The organism is Dyadobacter sp. CY345, assembly GCF_021502725.1.
Taxonomy (GTDB): domain Bacteria; phylum Bacteroidota; class Bacteroidia; order Cytophagales; family Spirosomataceae; genus Dyadobacter.
In genome coordinates this window covers 2022716-2045474 of record NZ_JAKFFS010000001.1, presented here as the reverse complement: position 1 = coordinate 2045474, position 22759 = coordinate 2022716, and the positions used below count along the sequence as shown (strand labels likewise).

General features: G+C 41.6%; 14 protein-coding genes. 7 read left to right on the top strand and 7 right to left on the bottom strand.

Annotation, left to right across the window (positions count from 1 at the left end):
• The 5 genes from L0657_RS08630 (at nucleotide 1) to L0657_RS08610 (ending at nucleotide 4484) form a co-directional block, all read left to right on the top strand.
• Nucleotides 1–918: an AraC family transcriptional regulator gene (locus tag L0657_RS08630; protein WP_310588266.1), complete on the top strand. Its 918-nt coding sequence runs from the start codon at nucleotides 1–3 to the stop codon at nucleotides 916–918.
• A gap of 65 nt (nucleotides 919–983) precedes the next feature.
• Nucleotides 984–1748 carry a helix-turn-helix domain-containing protein gene (locus L0657_RS08625; protein WP_235150180.1) on the top strand — a complete coding sequence of 255 codons (765 nt, stop codon included), beginning with the start codon at nucleotides 984–986 and terminating at the stop codon, nucleotides 1746–1748.
• Between the two features lie 110 nt (nucleotides 1749–1858).
• Nucleotides 1859–2248 carry a DUF1398 domain-containing protein gene (locus L0657_RS08620; protein ID WP_235150179.1) on the top strand — a complete coding sequence of 130 codons (390 nt, stop codon included), beginning with the start codon at nucleotides 1859–1861 and terminating at the stop codon, nucleotides 2246–2248.
• Between the two features lie 589 nt (nucleotides 2249–2837).
• Nucleotides 2838–3824 (top strand): alpha/beta fold hydrolase, encoded by a 987-nt coding sequence (locus L0657_RS08615; RefSeq protein WP_235150178.1) that lies wholly within the window; start codon nucleotides 2838–2840, stop codon nucleotides 3822–3824.
• 222 nt (nucleotides 3825–4046) lie between these two features.
• Nucleotides 4047–4484: a response regulator gene (locus L0657_RS08610; protein ID WP_235150177.1), complete on the top strand. Its 438-nt coding sequence runs from the start codon at nucleotides 4047–4049 to the stop codon at nucleotides 4482–4484.
• Nucleotides 4485–4576: 92 nt separating this feature from the next.
• Here L0657_RS08610 and L0657_RS08605 read toward each other — a convergent pair whose 3' ends face one another.
• Complete coding sequence (locus L0657_RS08605) at nucleotides 4577–6742, bottom strand: alpha-L-fucosidase (protein WP_235150176.1); 2166 nt, start codon at nucleotides 6740–6742, stop codon at nucleotides 4577–4579.
• Nucleotides 6743–6952: 210 nt separating this feature from the next.
• On the opposite strand from L0657_RS08605, the gene L0657_RS08600 reads away from it, so the two are divergent.
• Entirely contained in the window at nucleotides 6953–7840 is an 888-nt protein-coding gene (locus tag L0657_RS08600) for an AraC family transcriptional regulator (RefSeq protein ID WP_235150175.1), read from the top strand.
• A 453-nt stretch (nucleotides 7841–8293) separates the two neighbouring features.
• A complete protein-coding gene (locus tag L0657_RS08595) occupies nucleotides 8294–11353 on the top strand; it encodes a T9SS type A sorting domain-containing protein (RefSeq protein WP_235150174.1) in 3060 nt (1019 codons plus the stop codon).
• 501 nt (nucleotides 11354–11854) lie between these two features.
• Here L0657_RS08595 and L0657_RS08590 read toward each other — a convergent pair.
• From L0657_RS08590 to L0657_RS08565, 6 genes are all read right to left on the bottom strand, one after another.
• Nucleotides 11855–13471, bottom strand: coding sequence for a sodium:solute symporter family transporter (locus L0657_RS08590; RefSeq protein ID WP_235150173.1), 1617 nt, complete (start codon nucleotides 13469–13471; stop codon nucleotides 11855–11857).
• A 64-nt stretch (nucleotides 13472–13535) separates the two neighbouring features.
• Entirely contained in the window at nucleotides 13536–14240 is a 705-nt protein-coding gene (locus L0657_RS08585; RefSeq protein ID WP_235150172.1) for a DUF1080 domain-containing protein, read from the bottom strand.
• Between the two features lie 212 nt (nucleotides 14241–14452).
• Nucleotides 14453–16585, bottom strand: a complete 2133-nt coding sequence (locus tag L0657_RS08580) for an alpha-glucuronidase family glycosyl hydrolase (protein ID WP_235150171.1) — start codon at nucleotides 16583–16585, stop codon at nucleotides 14453–14455.
• An 80-nt stretch (nucleotides 16586–16665) separates the two neighbouring features.
• Entirely contained in the window at nucleotides 16666–19329 is a 2664-nt protein-coding gene (locus tag L0657_RS08575) for a sialate O-acetylesterase (RefSeq protein WP_235150170.1), read from the bottom strand.
• A gap of 252 nt (nucleotides 19330–19581) precedes the next feature.
• Nucleotides 19582–20673 (bottom strand): endo-1,4-beta-xylanase, encoded by a 1092-nt coding sequence (locus L0657_RS08570; protein ID WP_235150169.1) that lies wholly within the window; start codon nucleotides 20671–20673, stop codon nucleotides 19582–19584.
• 158 nt (nucleotides 20674–20831) lie between these two features.
• Nucleotides 20832–22757, bottom strand: coding sequence for an alpha/beta hydrolase-fold protein (locus tag L0657_RS08565; RefSeq protein WP_235150168.1), 1926 nt, complete (start codon nucleotides 22755–22757; stop codon nucleotides 20832–20834).
• Between the last annotated feature and the right edge of the window lie 2 nt (nucleotides 22758–22759).

Genomic DNA, 22759 nt, shown 5'->3' with positions numbered 1-22759 from the left:
ATGATGAAAAAAGAAGAAAATTCGTTTTACAAATTCGAATCTTTGACAGATTTTCATCGGGTGTTCGGGCTGCCAAAGCCCCTGCACCCGATGATAAGTTTCGTTGACTTAAAGGATATGAAGATACCGGAAAATGTTTTGCCCGGTTCAATCATATTGAATTTTTATAAAATTGCTTACAAGACAAATACTTGTGGCAAAGCAAAATACGGCCAAAATTATTACGATTTTGGAGAAGGCGGTTTGGTATTCACATCCCCAAATCAAATTTTTGAAAGTCCAGGCAGTAACCAGGCGAGTGGCAATTTGTTACTTATTCATCCCGATTTTCTTTTGACATACCCTCTGGCGAAAAAAATAAAACAATACGGGTTTTTCTCGTATACTGCAAATGAAGCATTGTATTTGTCAGACAAAGAAAAAAATACCATCTTATCAATTTTTGCGATACTCGACGATGAATTAAATAGCAGAATAGACGATTTTAGTCAGGATGTCATTATTTCGCAAATTGAATTATTATTGAATTATGGAAATCGTTTTTACAAACGTCAATTCATAACGAGAAAAGCGGTTAATAATGACATGATCCAAAAATTTGAAGAGATTTTGAGCGAATATTTCAGCAACGAAAAATCGATGATGTCAGGAATTCCTACGGTTCAAAATCTTTCAGAACAATTACATATATCCCCGAGTTATCTGAGTGATATGCTGCGTTCTTTTACGGGACAAAATGCGCAGCAACATATTCATGATAAGCTTATTGAAACGGCAAAGGAAAAATTATCCTCTTCCAGTTTATCAGTGTCAGAAATTGCTTATCAATTGGGTTTTGAGTTTCCACAATCATTTAGCCGGTTATTCAAAACGAAAACCAAACTTTCTCCGCTGGAATTCAGACAGACATTCAACTGAAAAATGAATTTACTACGTAAAAACTGGTATGATTTAGGTTAAAACCATTACACACGCACAAACCCATGAAATTTGAAAAACATGATCCGACAGAGAGACTTAAACCCTACATCAAATATTTTGTAGTGTCGGAGAACGAATTGGAAAATGAATACAAAGTTTTTCCATCATCCGGGCTCGTTATTGGTTTTCAGTACCGAGGACAACTGGCAACTATCCATAGCAGCATAGAAAACAAGCTGAATTCCGCTGGAATTACCGGGCTTACTGATGGTTATAAAATTTTCAAAAACTCGGCTGACATAGGAACCATATTGATTTATTTCACTGAAATTGGCTTCACTCATTTCGCATCAAATCCTGCCAACGAATTATTTAATTTAAGCCTTTCCCTTGATGACGTTTTTGATAGAAAAAGTGTCAACGAAGTCGAGGAAAAACTGGCCACATCTTCCACCGACAAACAGCGAATTAATCTGGTTGAGCAATTTCTATTAGCTCATCTCAAAGACATCCAGACCGACAAACTGATTGTTGAAGCGGTAAAACTTATTTACAAAACGAATGGAACAATCCGTATAAAAGAACTGAACGAAAAATTATCCATCAGCCAAAGTCCGTTTGAGAAACGATTTAGAAAAGTGGTTGGCACAACAGCCAAAAAATTTGCTTCCATTGTTCGTTTCAATACAGTGCTTGAAAATCTGAATGAGACAAAAACGCTCACTGAAATCTGCTATGAAAACAACTTTTTTGATCAGGCTCACTTCATAAAAGATTTCAAGCAATTTACCGGCGACACGCCTGAAAACTTCAAACGATTTTTGTAAAAAACGATTTTTTACAATGACAGATATTTTAGCATTACAATCTTTGTACAGTAATCTTTATTATGGTTGCGTGTAATTCAACAATCGTTTAACATTTAAAACAAAGAAAAATGTTTACAGCAGAACAAATCAAAGCCGCACACAGCAAAGTAAAGTCGGGCGCAGAATTCCCGTCGTATGTCAAAGAAATCAAAGCCTTAGGAGTTACGCATTATGAAGCCTATGTAACAGACGGACATATTGACTATCATGGAGCCAACGATCATATCGCAAAAGTGCCTGCGAAATATGACCCATTAATTATTGCTGACCATTCCAATGGCGAAGAATTCAAATCGGAGCTCGTTGCGCATCAGCAAGGCAAAACCGATTTCCTGACTTTCATTACAATGTGTGCAAATTATGGCATTGAAAAATGGGCAATCCGTATGGATAGAATGACTTGCACTTATTATGACAAAGCAGGAAATGAAATTCTGATTGAACAAATTCCGCAATAAAAACCGAATTGATAAGTCTTGTTCATTATTCAGGCCGAAGTGCAAACTTTGGCCGCTTTCGTTTTTATTCCCGAAAATCACTCCTAAACTTATTCTTCGATTTCCAAAAAATGCAAGTTCCTAAAAAAATTAGATCGCTCATGGGATCGGGAACATTTAAGTATTATCTAAATAATCGTTAGTTTTAGTTTCAAACCTTCAACAATAGAAAATATGGAAAGCAAAAATGTACTAACCTTTACATTTACAATCATAGCAATCATTCTGGGTGTCACTCTATTTAAACAATTCGATTTCGAAACTCTGAAATTTAAGAACACCGGACTGGCCATTATCTACATCATAACCTTTTTGTTCGCGATCTATTTTCTTGTGAAGAATCCGAAAAAGCAGGCTTAACAAAAAATTTCCACTAAAAATACCCTTCGTTGTTATAGCTCGTTGCGATATTCATCCAACGATGCTCAAAGCTATTTTTTTGAATTAAAATAAACTTGGTAGCGTCGATGTTGTCCGATTTTGTGATAAAATTTATGCCCGACGTAAATCCATCAACAGTAAATCATTTCCCTCTAACCAAACCGCAAGAATGAAGAAAAGCCTACTAACAGTTATTCTGGCAATATTATTACCATATTATGGATGCCAAGGACAGAATATCAAAGAATTTGTAACCAACAGCATTTCACATAAAATTGACACACTGCTAACCCCTGAAATTGGCGGAATAAAACAGGTTATAGAGATAAAAACCGATGATGACAAGAGACCTGTACTGCTTATTTTAGCAGGTGGCCCAGGAAGCTCGATGATGAATAATGCAGAATCTTATTCAAATATCCTGAAAAATAAATTTACGATTGTTCAATGGGATCAACGGGATGCCGGAAAAACATTGAAATTAAATCCGTCGCCAACCAAACCTTCGGTTGAGCAAATGGAAAAGGATACTTATGAAGTTATTCGGTTTGTTACCAATGAGTTAAACCAGAAAAAAATATACTTATTGGGCAGTTCCTGGGGAAACGTTCTAGGCTTTTATATTGTCGAAAAACACCCTGAAATATTACATTCTTATTTTGCCGTAAATCCTGTTGTCAGTCAGTTGGAGAGTGAGAAAGAATTGCTCAAATATTTGAAAGTTCACTTCAAAGAAAACGCCATAGCCAGTAATGAATTAGCGAGCGTAAATATTCCTTTCAAAGCCGACGAAGATTTGTTTTTTTTGAGAAAATGGCTTTTTTACAAGGAAGGAAAGGAATATGTGACAAGCGATGATTTCAAAACCGGTTTCCTTCAATGGTCAAAAACCTGGTCGCCGGTATGGAACGAAGTAATGAATGTTGATCTGCCAAAAACTCTAAAAAAAGTAAAATGTCCAATTTATTTCTTCGTTGGACAGAACGATATTCAGACATCTACTAAAATCACAGAAGACTATTTTGAGAACTTGACAGCGCCTAAGAAAGATCTGTTTTTGTTTGAAAAGTCCGGACATCAAATTCATAAGGACGAACCGGAGAAGTTTCAAACTTCCATAATCAAAACGTTGGAGTCGGTTAAGTCTGGAGAATAAAAAACATAGCTTTGGCCTACTTAGGACATTTCACCAAAAATGATAATGATATCGAAAATTTTACACTTGTGGATTTATGGTATTTGTTATAACTTGGCTGCCACGTGCATTATCTTGTTTTTATTGTGAACAAAATGTAATTCGCAATCAATATAAACACGTCTAATCGGCCGGCATTCAACAATACGCCCCAGATACTACTCACAAATCAACTTCTTTATCATGAACAAAAATGGACCAATCGTCATAATTGAAGACGATCCCGATGACCAGCTAATTTTGACGGAAATTTTTGCTGAACTTCCTTACAAAAACGAACTAGTATTCTTTGACGACGGAGTTCAGGCTTTGAATTATCTAATTGAAACAGAAGTAGAGCCATTTCTTGTTCTATCGGACATTAATATGCCCAAGTTAAACGGGATGGAATTACGGGACAAAATTCACAACAACGAAGACCTGAGATTAAAATCCATTCCTTATCTTTTCTTTACTACATCTGCCGAACAGAAACATGTCATAGATGCTTATTCAAGGTCGATCCAGGGCTTTTTTGTTAAGCCAAGTAATTATGACAAGCTAAAACAGGTTATGGTGAAAATTGTCGAATACTGGCAGGACTGCGAATCGCCGAACTATATTAAAGATGTTCAGCAATAGTAGGTTTGGAAGTTAATAAAATATCAAGAAACTCTTTTATAAAAGAGAGCACAGGACTGGGAAAAACCGGCCTGACGCTCTCTTTTTCCTTTCTATTTTGTAACAACATCTAACTCTGCATAACCGGTATTTCCCCCGGAAGTTTTCAATGCTCTTAGTTTGATATAACGTCCCTCAGTCTGATCGAAATTTTTGATCTGCAAGAAAGGGTTGTTGATGATATTCGAAAATTCTCCGGAACTTACCATTGTCCAGTTATCCTGATCTTTGGATACATAAAACTCGTAATGCGTAATTACCCCGCCGCTTCTGTCGCCCGGGAAATAGCGGAATCCTGTCAACGATTGCATTTTCCCCAAATCGATCACCAAATCATCCGGCGACGGAGCATCCTTATCACGATACCAGGATGTATTAACATCTCCATCGATAATCACAGACTTCGCATTACCGGGGCTTACGATTTTCCAATCTTTTCTGGCTATGTCGTAAATCTCTTCTGTCGCATCACTGCTCTTTTTACTGGCAACATCATAGGCCATTGCCCGGACTGTAACTTTGTTCCCATCCGTATCAACCGGACCAGCATATTTTTTTGAAGATGTTGTTGGCTGTGATCCATCAATCGTATAGTAAAGCTCCGATTCCCTGTCTCCGGCTGTGATATGAACGGTCCCGGATTTATCCCGAACAATGGTAGGCGGCACCAGAATCTGCGGCGCGTTATATACCCCAATCCCGGATATCAGTGGAGAAGCCTTCGAGTCTGTAATTGTAAAACGAAGGTGGGTAGCTTTTACTGTTGGGAAAGTGATGATGCGCCTGTAACCAATGGTTGTAGTTCCAGGCCGGTCGGGAGATACCAGCTGGTCTTTCAGTTCTTTCCATTGTCCGTCGACCAAAGCCTCAATCTTAAAAGCCTTCACCCGTTGCCCAAGACGGATATATTCTTCCGCTGTGAACCTGTTGAAACTCGTGGGTTTTCCGAAATCGAGGGTTAATGATGCTGATTTTGTTTGATCATCCGTAGACCAATAACTTTCCGTATTGCCATCAAGCACATTTTCAGGAGCAAATTTCTTATCCTTGCCACGTGAATTGGTTGCTGAAACTTTTGCCTTTTCAGCAAGGTTTACCGCAAATGCCTCCTTAACCGCATTCGCCAGACCAACGGCTTCTTTATGATCATTTTCATGAATTAAACCTCTTTTATCAATGGGGAAATTCAGCAAAAACGTACCGTTCCGGCCAATCGATTTGTAATAGGTTTCCATTAATTTAGGCAGATTTTTCACACGTTTGTCTTCACTTTCGTGATAAAACCAACCCGGACGGATGGAAGTGTTTACTTCACCAGGGACCCAGGCATTTCCATTTTCCACACCATACCGCAGCATATCTTCAGGAACATCACCGGTTGCATTCAACAGACTCCAGTTTGTTTCTCCTACATAACCAGATTCAGTACCTACCCAGCGAAGATCCGCTCTGTCGCCATTGTCATTCCAGATAACAATTTTTGGCTGTAACTTTCTGATCATGCTGTACGTATTTTTCCAGTCATAATAAGTTTTACGGTCTATCATACGGTTAGCGTTTATGCCGCCATAATATCCGTCTCCCCCATTGGCTCCGTCAAACCAGATCTCAAATATGTCTCCGTATTTGGTAAGACATTCTTCAATCTGTTTTCTGAAAATATTCTTTACATAAGGTGCACTTCCATCGGCATCAAGAAGTCCGTAACTTGGATTATTTCTATCCCAGGGTGAAATATAAATACCAAGTTTAAGACCGTATTTCCGGCATGCTTTGGCGAGATCGCCAACGATATCACCTTTCCCGTTTTTCCAGGGACTGTTTTTAATAGAATATGCTGTCGTTTCTGTTGGCCAAAGGCAAAAACCTGAATGATGCTTGGCTGTCAGGATAATACCAGTCATCCCGGATTCTTTACAAACGCGCGCCCACTGCTCACAATCCAGATTGGTAGGATTGAAAAGTTTGGCATCTTCCGGCGCTCCGTATCCCCACTCCTGGTTCGTGAAGGTATTGGTTGAAAAGTGAATAAATGCATAATACTCCATCTTCTGCCAGCGCAGTTGATTTTCGGTTGGAACTGGTCCGACAGCCTTTGGTGCCATTGGCTGACCAAATATGGCGGTTGTGAAAGACACAGCAAGCAACGCTGAAAGTATTACTTTACCCATGCTATAATCACTTTTAATTGTATTCTCTTTGATACTGGATACTTTCATATTCTGATACTGATGCTGTTTATTTTTACTTTAATTAAGCGCATTTTAGCCTTCCGGATCTGCCCGTAAATCTTTCCGGAACAAGATTCATTTTTGCATTCTGATGAATGTCAAAACTACTTGGCTCGTTTAACAATTATAACACCAAAACAGACTTTCTTTTGACTTAAACAGACTTTTGCTAATTTCAGGTCTATTTTGTCATGAATAATGAATAAACGATTTTTGAAGCAAACGCTTTCCCTGCTCAATACTGACCATCTAAAGCTGGATTCGAAGTGGAATTACAAAAATGTAATCAGCCCATATCACCGTATTTATTACATTGACGGAGGCGATGGGCAAATTTCAGATACTTCTAAAACGCTGCGTCTGGAAGCTGGCTATCTTTATATTATTCCTTCCTATACTCTTTGTAATCTGGTTTGTGACACCTATCTCAGCCAGTATTTTGTTCAGTTTTTTGAAGAGTCAGATAATGGTGTTTCGTTATTTTCACATCTGAGAAATATTCATAAAGTGAAGGCCGGTGATATCGACCAAATCAATTTTCAACGACTGGTGGATATTAATCCCGGAAGAGGAATCAACCGTTCTGACAATCCGGAAGTATATGAAAAAAATATATACTACAAAGAATATCAGGAACTTAATAATCAACAGAAATTTTCAAACTTCCTTGAAACGCAGGGTATTCTTTTTCAATTATTATCCAGGTTTACTATGCTGGAAATGTTCCAGACGGAGGATACCAGGATCATACCTGTCAAAATTCTTGACGCGATGCGTTACATTTATATCAATCTGCATTTACCGCTCAGTGTTAAAATACTTGCAGAAAGAGCCAACTTAAACACAGAATATTTTTCCCGGCAATTTGAAAAATATTGCGGAACCAGGCCTCTGTCCTACATATACCAGACGCGCATCGAACGGGCAGTACACATCATGGCCACCAGCAACGCATCCAGTTCCGAAATTGCTGAACTTACCGGCTTTGAAAGCCTCTCCCATTTTAGCAGAACTTTTAAAAAATTTACCGGGCGCCCGCCTGGGATTTACAGAAGAAGTATTTCGGTTTCGTCTGTTTTAGGTTAAACAACTTATTTTCAGCAACGATCACGTAAATTCGAAAGGAATAAAAATTTTATTGAACAATTCACTGCCTTTAAGCTTTTCATAAAAGATAACCCTTCTTTAATATATGTCTTTCGATTGCGGTAAAAATTACACGCCGAAAATACTTTAATACCCCTGCGGATTCTCCAAAATTCTTGGACGCCTCACTTTGAATAAAAAAAACCAGAACAATAGCCACATTTTTTTACCTAGTCAAACATTCCTACCCGAAATTTGACGATTTGTGTCATAGTTTCATTTCTTATCTCCCTTAATTTGCTAAATAAAATTACATTTTTTATTAATCAAATTATAGATATGGTAAAATTCTGATCGCATTCAGCTGCGATAAATCCTCCCGAAGCTTCAAATTAAAATTCCCTCCGAAAACCTTATAAAGACATAACTACTAACCATTAATCTCTTAAAACAATGACGGGAAAAATACTCAGACTTTTCAAAAAAGCAATTTTATTGGTACTTTTGAGCATGTTTCATCACCAAGTTTTTGCACAGGCAAAAACTGCAACTATTAAGCTCAACAAGGACGTTTCGTATCAGAAAATTACAGGTTTCGGCGGCTTTGTAAATAGTCCGCAGTTTGGCTACAATCACATGACTGATGACGAAATCAGAAAGATGTGGGGACAGAATAGTGAAGCAGGTTATAACATCATGCGTATATACATCCCGATCGGAGAGGAAAACTGGCCGCAAGCGCTTAGCACTGCTCAACTGGCGCAGTCTCTCGGGCTGAAAATATTTGCATCTCCATGGAGTATGCCCGCAGAATGGAAAACCTATAACACAACCGCCTCCCGTTATACGGATGAAACTGGTACTGTCAGGCCCGTTTATCTTGCAGAGGAACATTATGCAGATTATGCTCAATATCTGGATAACTTCGTAACTTATCTCAAAACCAACAACGTTGACCTGTACGCCATCTCACTGCAAAATGAACCTGATTACCAGGTAGACTATGCCGGTTGTATCTGGACGCCTGCTCAAATGGCCAAGTTCATTAAAGAGCAGGGTGCCAAAATTAATTGTAAAGTTATTGCTCCTGAAAGCGTGGGTATTACTGATACTTACGCCAACGCTTTTTTGGATCCTGCGGTTTTGGCCAATTTTGAGATTTTCGGAGGCCACCAGTATGGGGCGATCCAACCCGGCTTATTAAATGTGCAGGCTCATGGGAAAGAAGTGTGGATGACAGAATTTCTGATCAACTGGAATTCGAGCGGAACTGCCAGGAATTACAACTGGCAGAGCGAAGCATTCGATTTTGCCACGAAGATCAATGATGCTATGCTCGCTAACGTAAACGCATGGGTGCATTATGCTACCAAGCGTTATTATGGCATGATGGGTGACGGACAGTTTGGAACGGTTGCAGGAGAGATAAACAAACGGGGAAATATTCTCTCCCATTATGCAAAATATGTCACGGGTTCACAGCGCATCCAAAACACTTGGAACGATAATACAGGCCAATTGAGCGGATCTTCCTATCTTTCGGAAGCTGGCGACAAAGTGTTTGTTATGGTGATCAATTCTTCTGCGAATTCCTACAATTTATCTGTGGATTTGCCATTTCTTTCCACCTCCGGAAAAGCAATAACTACCACAGAAACCACAAGTTTGGTAGAAAACAACATCACATTTACAGGAGAGACGGCCCGTCCAATCGTAACCATCGGCGCATCAAGCATCACTACACTTGTGTTTGATAAAAGCGGAGAGCGGGAAGTTTCTAAAATGGTCAGCCAGCTGATTAATTACCAAAAAATAGAATCACAGACTGTTACCAACCCAACCTTTGGAACCGCCTATCAATTGAGCGGTAAAACAGCTGGGCATAAAGTTGACATGCCACTTTTTAGTGCCAATAAAGATGCCAGTAATGGATTTTTGCAGCTCACCGGAAAATTTAACCGACTGGTATTCCGTGTAGAAAGTTTGTCATCCAGTAATCTCTACACGTCAAGTAATGCCACGCTGTACTATGTCAATAAGGCGGGTGCAGTAGCTTCACATAATTATGGTACGATTAATTTTGCGAGAAGGGATAATTTCGACTGGGTTTTCGACATTTCAGAAGATGTGCTTCCAGATGGCATTACGGGGATAATATCGATGTATAATAATAATTTCAGCTCCCTGCTTACCTTCAAATTCCAGGATGTTTATCTGGCAGTTGGTAGTGAGAAAGGTTATAAATTTTCAGGCATTTACGGTGATTCGGATAGCTACCTTTTAGACTGTCTTGACGATCCTGGTTATACCTCTCTTGATTTTACCGAGGCAACCGATATTGATCCACAAACTGACTGGCATGCTGCTGCGGCCAACAAAAACAGCGTATTTTACACACCAAGCAGTGTTTTGAATAACAAAACAAACGTTGTAAACGGAACGATTGCGGAAAAACTTGAACTCAGTGATATGGGTGGAGATTTTTACCCTCCGATGGGTTTCACCGCTACATCTGCTACCTATAGCGTTACGCTAAACGGGATGAGAATGCTGGTTTTACCTTTTGAATCCAACATTCCAACAGGCGTCAAAGCTTATACGCTGGAATTTGCAGATCCGAAAGTCGTTGGTAAAATTATTACAACCTCTAAAATTCCAGCCAATACGCCCGTTTTGGTTAATGGCGTGGGGGCTTTCACATTTGAAGGAACTGGTGCTATTGCTTCTTCTGCAAACCTGAGACAAGGTTCGGCAAACGGCGAAATCCAGGCCAGTGCGGCGCGTAATATGCAGGTCGGGATAACGGGTGGCGTTTTTATCGCAATTAAAACACCAGTCAATGGTTATTATCTTACCAATAACAACGGAACCGTCACATTCACAAGGGCAACCGGTGCGTCCCAACCGACGATCAATTCCTTTGGCGCATACCTTGCACTGGGCCTGCCTACTACGGCGACGAGCCTTGAACTGACTTTGGATGAAAGTGCCCTACCCGTTCGTTTGGGAATGTTTAATGCCAAGTTTATCGAAAATAGCGTACGCCTGGACTGGACCACCTATTCAGAAGAGAATAATGCAGGCTTTGACATTGAGCGAAGCACCGATGCAAAACGGTTTGAGAAAATAGCATTCATTGAGGGTAAAGTTAACAGCACATCCGAAAACCACTATACCGCAACTGACCCTCTCCCACTCGCAGGCATAAGTTATTACCGCTTAAAACAAACGGATCTGGACGGAACCTACGCGTATTCTCAGGTAAAATCGGTAAATAATACTTATGCAATGCCGGTAGTTATATATCCGAACCCGGTAAGGGACATGCTCACAATTGATCTTAAGGGTAATAAAGTTGCCGGGAAACTGACCATCCTGAACATGCTTGGCCAGGAAATTCGCCAGACTGACCTTAAAGGAAATGGACAGAATATCATTGATGTTTCAGCTCTTAGTCCCGGTATGTATTTATATCGACTGGATAACTTTACGGGATCATTTGTAAGGGATTAAATATTTTGTTTGCGTGTAAAAAATGAAGGTTTAAGGTAGAAATTGATAAAAAAACTGGTGCGCCTTACTATTGTTCGGCGCACCAGTTTTTTCAGTTTATAATAAAGTTTAAAATTCATATCAGGTGCTTTCGTCATTTTCTTCTAATATTGAATATGAGGAACAAATCTTAGCCCTTTTTTTAATTGTTATTTGTAAAACGATCCCAGAAAAATGGTAATGGTTATTAAAAATATGTTGGTATCAAGGAATGCCCGGATAATCTATTTGAGTTGTCTCGGGTTCTTGTCAGGGTTCCTGTTTAACAAGATAGGCGAAGGCAAAAGCTGGGTTTGGTATTTCGCGATACTGCTGAACTTAATACTGCTGGTCAGTACTGCCCGCTGGATTAGGAAAAAAGATGATTGATTATCGTGACACAGAATTTCAAATTAACACAAAAAAAAGGCCCCAGGAAAACTTCTCCCAGGGCTAACTTTCTAAACTTCAATTGAAAAAAATCTACCAGAAATAAATATATAAACCAATCAGCATAACCAAGATAACTACCGCCCCAAATACAAAACCCTTTTGCGCTCTGAACATGGACGGATCAATCACCAATCCTTTTTTCTCGTCAGGCAAAATATAACTCAGAATAAACATTCCTATTATACAAATCACAAAAACCCAACCCATCCGGTCAAGGAAGGGAACCTGGGTCCAATCTGCGAACGGAAGCCAGTTGTTGTGCATCGCCAGTGCGACAATAAATCCGCCGACGATGGCAAATAGTGCTCCTGCTGAATTGCTGCGTTTCCAGAAAAATCCCATAATAAAGGATGCGAAAATTCCCGGCGAAAGTAGTCCTGTCATTTGTTGAATAAACTGAAAACCTCCCGCCTTGTCTATACCCATGTAAGGAGAAACCAGAATCGCTAAAATCATCGAGATTACAATCACTATCCGGCCGATGGTCACAAGCTGTGCTTCTGTTTTGTTCTTGCCAATATAAATTTTGAAAATGTCGAGGGTGAAAATCGTTGAGATACTATTGGCTTTTCCCGCCAGCGACGCCACGATTGCTGCGGTAAGTGCTGCAAAAGAAAGTCCTTTCAATCCCGCCGGTAATAAGTTCAGTAAAACAGGATATGCCTTATCAGCAACGATGACGCCGTTTTCAGTCATTTCCTGTTGAAATAATCCCTGGTTGTAAAGTGTGTAGGCTGCAATTCCGGGCAGAACCACAATAACAGGCATCAAAAGTTTTAAAAACGCAGCAAACAAAAGTCCGTTACGCGCTGTTTTGAGATCAGCTCCAAGGGCGCGCTGGGTGATATACTGGTTACATCCCCAGTAGTTCAGGTTTACAATCCACATACCGCCGAGCAAAACGGTCAGGCCGGGAAGCTCCATATAATGTGTGCTGCCTTCTTTGAAAATCATGTGAAAATGGTCGTCGTGATGCTGTGTCATCATTTTCAAACCGTTCAAAAGACCAGTCGTATTAAAATTATCAGAAACCAGATTGATGGCGATATAACTCGTCGCGAGTCCGCCGATGATCAGAAAAAATACCTGAATAACGTCTGTAAAACCGATCACCTTCATCCCACCGATGGTAATGATGATGGAGAAAATAGCAAGTCCCCACATACAAAGATCGAAATCCAGTCCGGAGATACCGGATACCGCCAGCGCACCCAGATACAGGATCGAAGTCAGATTGACAAGTATATATAAGCCCAGCCAGAAAATCGCCATGATCAGACTAACTGTCGGATTATAGCGCTGACTCAGAAACTGCGGCATGGTGAAAATCTTGTTTTTCAGATAGATCGGCATAAAAAAGAGCGCGACGATCACGAGTGTTGCAGCCGCCATCCATTCATAACTTGAAATGGCCAACCCCATCGAAAAACCATTTCCGGACATCCCGATAAACTGTTCGGCAGAAATATTGGAAGCGATCAAAGATGCTCCGATTGCCCACCAGGTCAGCGATCCTTCGGCCAGAAAGAAATCTTTGGTGGAGGCGGCTTCGCTTTTTTTACGGTGGTAAATCCAGTAACCATATACTGAAACAATGATGAAGTAAACAAAGAAAATGATGTAATCCAGCGACTGTAACTGCTTCATTGATAAGTATAATTTATTTTTCGATGATGTATTAATTGAATATAACTTCCCGGTTAACAGCGAATTAAAGCACTAATATTTTTATATTTTTAAACCAGACCTCATCGCCGTGTTCCTGAAGCAGGATGTTGCCCTGCGCAGCAGCTCCAAAATCAGCGTATTCCTTATACTTGCTGTAATTGACCAAAGCCTTCCACATCTGGTTGTTTCGTTCATATTCCACGACCTTCACTTCGTTCAGCCAGTGTTCAACGTGGTTGCCCTTCACAATGATCATCGCAGTATTGAACTGTTCCTTGTTAAATGGTTTGTCGGCTGAGGCGGTAATGAGGTCATACAAAGATCCCAGCGTACGATTTCCGGCAACGCCACCCTTGGCATCCGGATGTTTCTGATCGTCCAGAATCTGATATTCACAACCGATCCCGCCACGGTTTACAAAATATTTGATACCGCTATTGGCTCCATCCGTAATTTTAAAATCTACTTTTAGGATAAAATTTTCGTATTTCTGATCGGTGATGATATCTCCACCTTTACCATCCTTCAAAACCTTCAAGACACCGCCATCCACCGACCATCCCTTTGTCGGAAAACTTTCGGAATTACCGCTTTTCCAACCTTTGGTTGTTACCCCATCCCAAAGCAACTTCCAGCCTTCTGACTTTTCTTTTCTGGACAATTTATTATCCGCCTCAACTTTTTCCTGAGCGGAAGCTTTCCAGAGAAATAATAAGGTGATGGCTAATATCAAAAGACTTTTCTTCATCGTGATTGCTATTATTTTATTGAAATTACTATGGTGTGAAAGTATTGTTCGAAAAGCACTATACGCAGCCCGGCTTTCTCAGGATCTGATTACCTAATAAGTAGGCAAAGGTATGGCGAGCGCACAGTTTTAAGTGAGCACATTTGTTCGAATGAAGGGTAAGAATGTCAATTATTCCACGGTTTGACAGCCGATATGTCCATTAATTATCCTTATTTCATCAAATAAATATTAACGGATTTTTTCACTTCTTCCAACGTCTGCTTCGGTGGCTCGAAGCCTTTTGGAATTGGTTGGTTTGCGAAAGTTTGCAGATATAAAACCCAGGAATCTCTCCACCAGATCGCTTCCCTGTGCTGGACTTTCAGTCGCGCGGCCACATCGGTATATACCTGCGGATCAAGATTTGGTTTGGCCAGATCCCACTGCTGCTGCATCCAGACTACCGAATCAGCGCCTGTGTAAAAACGGGTGCAAAGTTCCTCCCAAAGCGTTCGTTCACTGCTTATCTTTTTGTCCCAGGCTACATGATGAAACCACAAAAGATACCGCAAAGGGGTTTTGTCAGGATTATTCCACTGCTGCTGCACTTCCGGACGGTACTGACCAAGGGCATTACTTCCGGAAGCAGTTCTGTCAAATCCCAATCCAGTGGAATCTGCACGATGGTAATATACGGCGGTCCAATCAGGCCGGGAACCTTTGTTTTGCCAGGGTTCGGGAGCAAAGTGAACGCCCATCCAAGGCCGCGAGAGTCCGATTGGCGTATTGTAATCCACATAAATTTCACGCGATTTCATCATCAGCCCGACAATATTCTCCTGCGCTTTTTTATTTCGGGTCAAAGTCAGCTCTGTCCATTCTTTTGCAATCTGCTCGGAACTCAGCGTATGATCCCAGCTCAGTCTGCCGAATGCATACCAGTTTGCCTGGGCAAGCGGATGGCCTGTCCAGTTTTTCGCGTTTCCCGTGTTGGCCACACCCGCCATGAGCGTGCGTGAATAACCATGCAAACTTCCATCCACCACTTTCGCGACTGTCGATCCTTTTCCATTTACATAGGTATCAGAATCCAGATTTTCTTTAAAAATGGGTGCTTCATAAACGGCATGGGTAGCAAAACCCAGATATTCCTGCGTCAGCTGAAATTCTACTCCCAAAGGCGTTTTTGGCATATTGCCAAACAATGGAGAAAACGGCTCGCGTGGCTGAAAATCAATCGGCCCGTTTTTTACCTGCACAATGACTTTCGGATCAAATTTTCCATCCAGCGGCACAAATTCTTCATAAGCCGCTTTAAAACGATCCGCATTTGGATCCGCTTTGTAGACAAATGCCCGCCAGATAACAATACCCTCATAAGGCTGAAATGCCTCGGCAAGCATGTTGGCACCGTCTGCATGGGTACGCCCATAATCCTGCGGACCGGGTTCACCTTCCGAATTTGCTTTCACCAAAAAACCACCAAAATCCGGAATTTCTTTATAGATCTGCGCTACTTTTTCTTTCCACCAGGCGCGTACCTTCGGATCCAGCGGATCGGAAGTAGGCAATCCACCAATGGTTTTTGGCGCGGCAAAGTAAACAGACAAATACGTTTTGATCCCGTATTTCCGCATCACATTCGCAACCGCCGCAACTTTTACAATATACTCCTGCGACATAAACCGCGCACTGGCGTTTACGTTATTAAGCACCGTTCCGTTAATTCCCAGAGAAGCATTGGCGCGGGCATAATCCTGGTAACGTGGGTCAACACGCTCCGGCAATTCGTACCATTTCCAAAGTGAAGAACCTGCATATCCGCGCTCAACCGTTCCATCCGGATTGTCCCAGTGATTGAGCATGCGGTATCGTACTTTCGGGCTGCTTGTCAGATTCAAGGTTTTGATAGAAAGCTGGATTTGCATGTGTCTCAGCAAGGCGAAAGTACCGTACAAAATACCACTTTCCGATTTTGAACTGATCACAATATTGCCAGCCAGCAACTGAATACGATAACCTTCCTCCTGTTTTATGTCTGCATTGGGTTCCAGTCTTAAAACAATTCCACCGGATTTATTTCCAACCGGATTATTCACCGACACATTTTTACCCAAAAGATCCTTCAACCCTGTTTGCAGCTCCCGGGCAGCACTTTGCATAATGTCACCCTTACCTGACTCTGAAATAAATACAGTGTATTTTAAGTAATCAGCTTTTATAGCCGGATCCGTAACGGGCTCATATTTTAGCCAGAGCCGGTAGCCGTCATCACCGTCAGTGGATAAAGTGTCGGCAGAAATAGTTGGAGCACTGATCAGGATATAGCTAAACAGTAGAAGTTTGTATATTCTGGTAGTCATATTTTTTCCAGTTACAGATTTGTAATATTTCTTAAATTCGGGTCGCACTTTATAGCAGCAAAGTCCAACACTGGACAATATTATTTTTTCATTTTGTCAATATGTTCTGCCACATTCAGCATCGTATCCACATAAATATCTTTTTCATTTTCTTTCAGATAGTGCAGTAACTGACTGTGCGCCTGATTGGAAACATTCAGTGCATGTTCCCCTCCCACCCCGTGAAAAAGAAAAACCAGCAGTTTACCGCTTTGCTGTGCTTGTTTGACGAGTTCGATCATTTTTTCACCGCTTTCGCCAGACATGCCGTAACAATCGATATCCATCAAATTCTGCTCATCAAGTGAATGCATTTCATGTCTGACGGCCCTTGCCGCTATGAATTCATCAGAAAGCGTTTGAATAAATTCACCTTCGGCTACTTTTTTATGTCCACAGGTAAATGCAAAAGTTCTTTTCGTTTTGCCGTCGATCGACTTTAAATACGCGTTGCACATTTTGATCTCATCCTGTATTCTTGCCAGACTGTATTTGCTCAGATCATACTCCGGTTTCACCCAGCTCATACCCGGGCCCGTCGCGTCACAAGGATGATACAGCGTGTGATTTCCCAGTTCATGACCATTTGTTGCCGCAGCGCGCCAGTCTTTAATTCTGTTTCTGGCGGCATCTGATGAAGCGGTCAGATAAAAACTACCTTTCAGACTGAGAGAATCCAGCGCAGGAATGACATTATCCAGATGCACATTCAGCGCATCATCATAGGTCAGCACAACCGCGCATTTTTTCCCTTTCCAGGGTTTTGAATCGTCCAGCATTTCTACATCGGTCCGGAATGGAGATGCGGGTAAACCTTCGGAATTATAAAGATTAATTCCTTCCGGATTATCCTGCCAGCCATAGCGAACATATTTTGGCGTTTTCACCAATTCGCTCGACAATTCGATCTGATCTTTTCCAATAATCCGCGCCGCTGCCCAGACAAACTTTTTATCATAATCTGCGATGGAAAACCAGCGCAAGGATTCCGAATCTTTGGAAGTTATACCCTTGGCTATATGATCAAATGTCAGGATAATTTTATCTTGTTCGATAGTCTGTGATTTTAGCGTCGGCCCGGAATAAACCACATCCCTTTCATTGTAAGCCAGGTTTCTTGCTGACAACGCCAGTCTTTTTCCGATATCTTTTTTGTTCAAAGGATGAATATCATTCCATTCTCCCAGGTCCAGCGTAACCGTCACAGCCGTATTTTTCAAGGCAAGCGCCTGGTTTTGCGCTTCCCTGATTAAGGCCATATTACTTTCTGCCGGCGTATAATTCACGTCCTGAAAATTGGGCAGTTGCACGACCAAAAAAGGTGCATCCGGATTTTTCCATAAACCTCTCCAATCATTGATCAAAGCAGGCATCAATTTCTTATATGGCTCCGGATTATCTACATTTGACTCTCCCTGATACCAGATAAAACCTTTGAGTTTCATAGGTAACACTGGTGCAACCATGGCGTTGTATAATGCTGTCGGTTGGTTTTGATGAACGAGTGGACTACTAGAATTTCCTTTTTTCTGAGGTTGGTATACCTCTCCAACTTTATATTGCCAGGTCCCTTTTAAATCGATCTGCTGATCATCGACCGTCATGAAATAAGGTTTATCAGGAACAAAACCACCTTTTCCAGTCTGATTGGTAACTTTTATGACAAATGTATTTTTACCCGCTTTCAATAAACCGGCGGGAATCTCGTAACGGCGGGGCGGATACTGGTAAGTGGTATTTCCAATCTTTTTGCCATTGACATACATTTCATCCGCATCCACAATGCGGCCCATATACAGTTTCACAGGCTTCCCAATCCAATTTTCAGGAATTTCAAACTCCCGGCGAAACCAGACAAAACCGTTCAAATCCTTCACGCCCTGATCTTCCCAGTAACCCGGAATGTTAAAATTTCGCCATCCTTGTGGTTGATAGGAAGTATTTTCCCAATGTTCAATCTGACCCAGATCTGTTACCTGCGGCTGTGATCTGTTATTTGGAAAAATGCGTTTGAATGAACTGACATAAGCCGTGTCTTTATTTTTGGCAATGATCTTCTGTATATCAGCAAAATCTTTATACCCTCCCTCGCTGATCCAGGCTTGTATGGGCGTACCTCCTACGGAGCTGTTGATAATTCCGATCGGCACCTTGTACTGATCATAAAGATCTTTTGCAAAAAAATATGTGACCGCTCCCATGGTAAGCACATCTTTGGGATTGGCCGTTTTCCATTCCCCAACTGGAAATTCTTTTTCAGGGCCATTTAAACTGGTCAGTGTTTGAACGAAAAAATTGCGGATGTCAGGATAATTAGCCGAAGCGATATCGTCTGCAAAACGCTCTTTCACTCGTTCCATATTGATAACCATATTACTTTGTCCGCTACAAAGCCAAACATCACCAAAAGCAATATTTTTGATAAGGATCTGATTTTTACCTTTTAACACCATTTCAAAACCACTGCCAGCGGGTTGTGCAGGTAACTGAATTTTCCATTCCCCATCCGCAGACGTAACGGCGTTATAACTTTTGTTTTTCAACGTCACCGTAACCTTTTCCTTTGGAGCCGCCCAGCCCCAGATGGTAACGGGCTGATCCCGCTGCAATACCATATTGTCACCGATCAGCTTAGGCAAACGTATCTGCGCCGAAAGATCGCAGGAAATCAAAAACAGGAAAATTACACACGTAAAAAATCTCATCAATAAGCCTGATAATTGACATTTCGGTATGAGCAGCCAGTGCCATACCGAATTATCAACATGTTAAAAAATGATTGTATATCTAAAATAAAAACCACCTAGCGCAGTCAGGAGTAGTTGTTCAGGCAAGAACAAATCACCATTTCATCATAAAACCCCTACCTCCTAACCACAATAAATGACTAAACCTGACAATCCTTGACTACACTTGACAAATCCTGACCACACTTGACAACACCTGACATTTCCTAATCACTTCCGAAAATCAACAACCCCTTCAAAAGCTTTTTTCGGCTTGTAATTCTGATCGAATAGCAGAGGATAATCTTTACGGTTTGGAACCGGGAAATTATCCAGCCAGGTATACTTGTCCGACACATTCCAAAAAGTCACTCCCGTAACCGTGCCTTTATATTTTCTGAAAACACCGAATAACATTTTGTACTGAGCAGCTTGTTTTTCAACCATTTCAGGAGTCAATTCACCCGTATCGGTTGCCTTTTTTGCGCGTCGTTCATGTTCTTTCGGATGGACTGAAACGTCGAGTTCCGTAATCTGAACGGCCAGACCCAGGCTTGCAAATTGTTGGATAGACTTTTCAAGCTCCTGTGCGGTAGGCTCATAAATAGACCAGTGTCCCTGCAAACCTACGCCGTCTACCGGCACTTTTTTATCCTTTAACTTTTTAAGAAGCTGGTAAATTTTCTCTCTTTTCGCTGTGCTTTCGGTGTTATAATCGTTGTAAAACAATTTCGCATCCGGATCGGCAGCGTGTGCATATTCAAACGCCTTTTCAATATAATCTTCTCCTATGATTTCATAGAATTTGGACCGGCGATAAATGCTGGTGCTCGTGTCGGGCACTGCCTCGTTAACCACATCCCAGGCATAAATCTTTCCTTTATAGCGGCCAACCACATCATTGATATGTTGTTTCAAACGTGCCAGAAGCACTTCGCGACTTACCTGTTTGCCGGTAGAATCGGTAAAAAACCACTTCGGTGTCTGGTTGTGCCAGCACAACGTATGTCCCCTCACTTTCATCCCATTTTTTTGGGCAAATGCAACAATAGCGTCCGGATCCTGCCAATTGTATTTGTTTGGTTCAGGATGGATTGGCCCCATTTTCATCGCGTTTTCAGGCGTCAGACTGCTGAATTGTGTGATGATTAATTCGGCATCAGGCCCGGTAAGACTCCTGGGTGCTACGGCGACACCGATTGGAAAGAAATCTTTATAAGCACTTTTTAGCGTTTTTTGAGCCAAAATCTCATTTGAAGAAAGTAACGTCGCCGATACAGCCACACATTGAAACCAAAACTTTAATCCTTGCGATTTTACCATAACATAGGTTGATTAAAAAATGAAATATTATTCGGCTGTCGGAAGTCGGCTATCGGCTGTCACATTTTTGCATACAACACAACCCGACCATTTTCTATGAGTGCTCGCCAACTGCCGATTGTCTAGGCTGCACCGCCGACCGCCGACGGCCGACAGCTTTATTTAAATAATAACTGCGAATACTGGAACAAATCATGTCTCCAAACCGGCCAGCTGTGTCCGCCGGGATATTCGCTGTACTTGTACTTCACGCCCAGTTCATCGAATTTCGCGAGCATGATCTTGCAATTTTTAAAAGCAATATCTTCCTCACCGCCCATTGAGATCCAGAAGTTTTTCAGGTTGCCATTAATCTTTTCAGCATTGGTTTTCATGAATGCATATTGCGGATCAGAAAGGGCAGTATTATTCGCAAACCAGCCAGAACTGAAAACACCGAGCGAGGAGAACATTTCTGTATTTTTAATTCCGGCATATAAAGTTTGTAGTCCGCCCATCGAAAGGCCTGCTAGCGCCCGGTTTTTTGCGTCCGTCTCAACCCGGAAATTGCTTTCAATGAAAGGAATTGCACCCATTTTTAATTCGTTTTCAAATTGTTTCAACACATTTTCATTGAAACCGGCAAGGCCACCCGAGCCTCCCATATTTCCATCCAGCATAACAATGACCATCGGTTTGGCTTTCCCTTCCGAAATCAGATTATCTAAAATCAGATCCGTTTTACCTTGTGTAGCCCAGCCGCGCTGATCTTCTCCGCCGCCATGAAGCAGGTATAGAACAGGGTATTTTTCTGTTGATTTATCATAACCAGGTGGCGCGTAAACATACATTTCACGCCAGTTACCCATTGTTTTTGAAAGGTATTTTTTGATCCGGATATCGCCATGTGGAACATCACGCTGCGCATAATATCCACCATTCCGGTAAGGGATTTCGATACCACTGGCCATGCGACCCATGCCATAAAAAGTTTCACTCGCAGGATCAGCCAAAGCGACGCCATCAATCAAAAGCGAATAATAATGGAAACCTTTGCTGATAGAATCTGTCGTTACGGCCCAATAACCTCCGGTATCCTTTTTCATTTCATACTTTTTGCCCAGATCGATCTGGACCTTTTGTGCTTCCGGCGCTTTTACCCTGAACACGACCCGGTTATCCGGCAGAATCTGAGGGTATTGCGCTGTACGAATATTGGTAGCCGCCCGCGTTCCCAGAATGGTGTATTTTGACAAAGAAGCATTGTCAACCGGCTTGAACAAAAATTGTGAAAACAAGTATAAACCATTTTTCCAAACCTTGAAATCATGCACACCGGGTTCGATGTAATAGATATGCGGAACCTGGTTTTCAAACATATAATCATGCGTCCGTTTGCTGAAAGTGATCAGCCTGTCGTTGTCGCCGCAGGAAATAAAAAGTAATTTCAATTTCTTTTTTGCTTCCTCAGGATTGGGCATCAGCTCAGTTGGTATTTTGGTATTCGGCGCGGATGAAAAACCACCCACCCAGGCGAACTGATCCAGATTTCCCAAACCGAAGTTAAGCGACTGCCCGCCTCCCATCGAAAGTCCTGCAATAGCGCGATGCTCACGATCTTTTAAAACAGGATATTTGCTTTCTACAAAAGGGATCAGATCTTTCAACAGATCCTGTTCGAAAGTCGCAAACGCAGCAACTTTGTCGGGTGCCATGATATTTCCTGTAGCCGCGTCATCTTTCATTGCCCTGCCATTCGGCATCACGACGATCATTGGTTCAATTTTCTTTTCAGCATACAGATTGTCCAGGATCAGCTTCGGATTACCTCCTTTCAACCACTCCTTTTCGTCTCCACCTATGCCATGCAACAGATACAAAACAGGATATTTTTTCTTTTTGTTGAAACCCGGAGGTGTATAAATCAGCGCCTTGCGCGTAGTTCCAACCGTCTTCGACTGGTATTTAACCGAATCAATTTTTCCAGTCTGAATTCCGGCCTGCAACGCATCATACCCTTTGGGCATTTCTTTCAGGATTTCCTGGGCATTGCTTATCAGCGCAACCAGCATCAGGCTCGTGACAATCGATATAAATCTTTTCATGG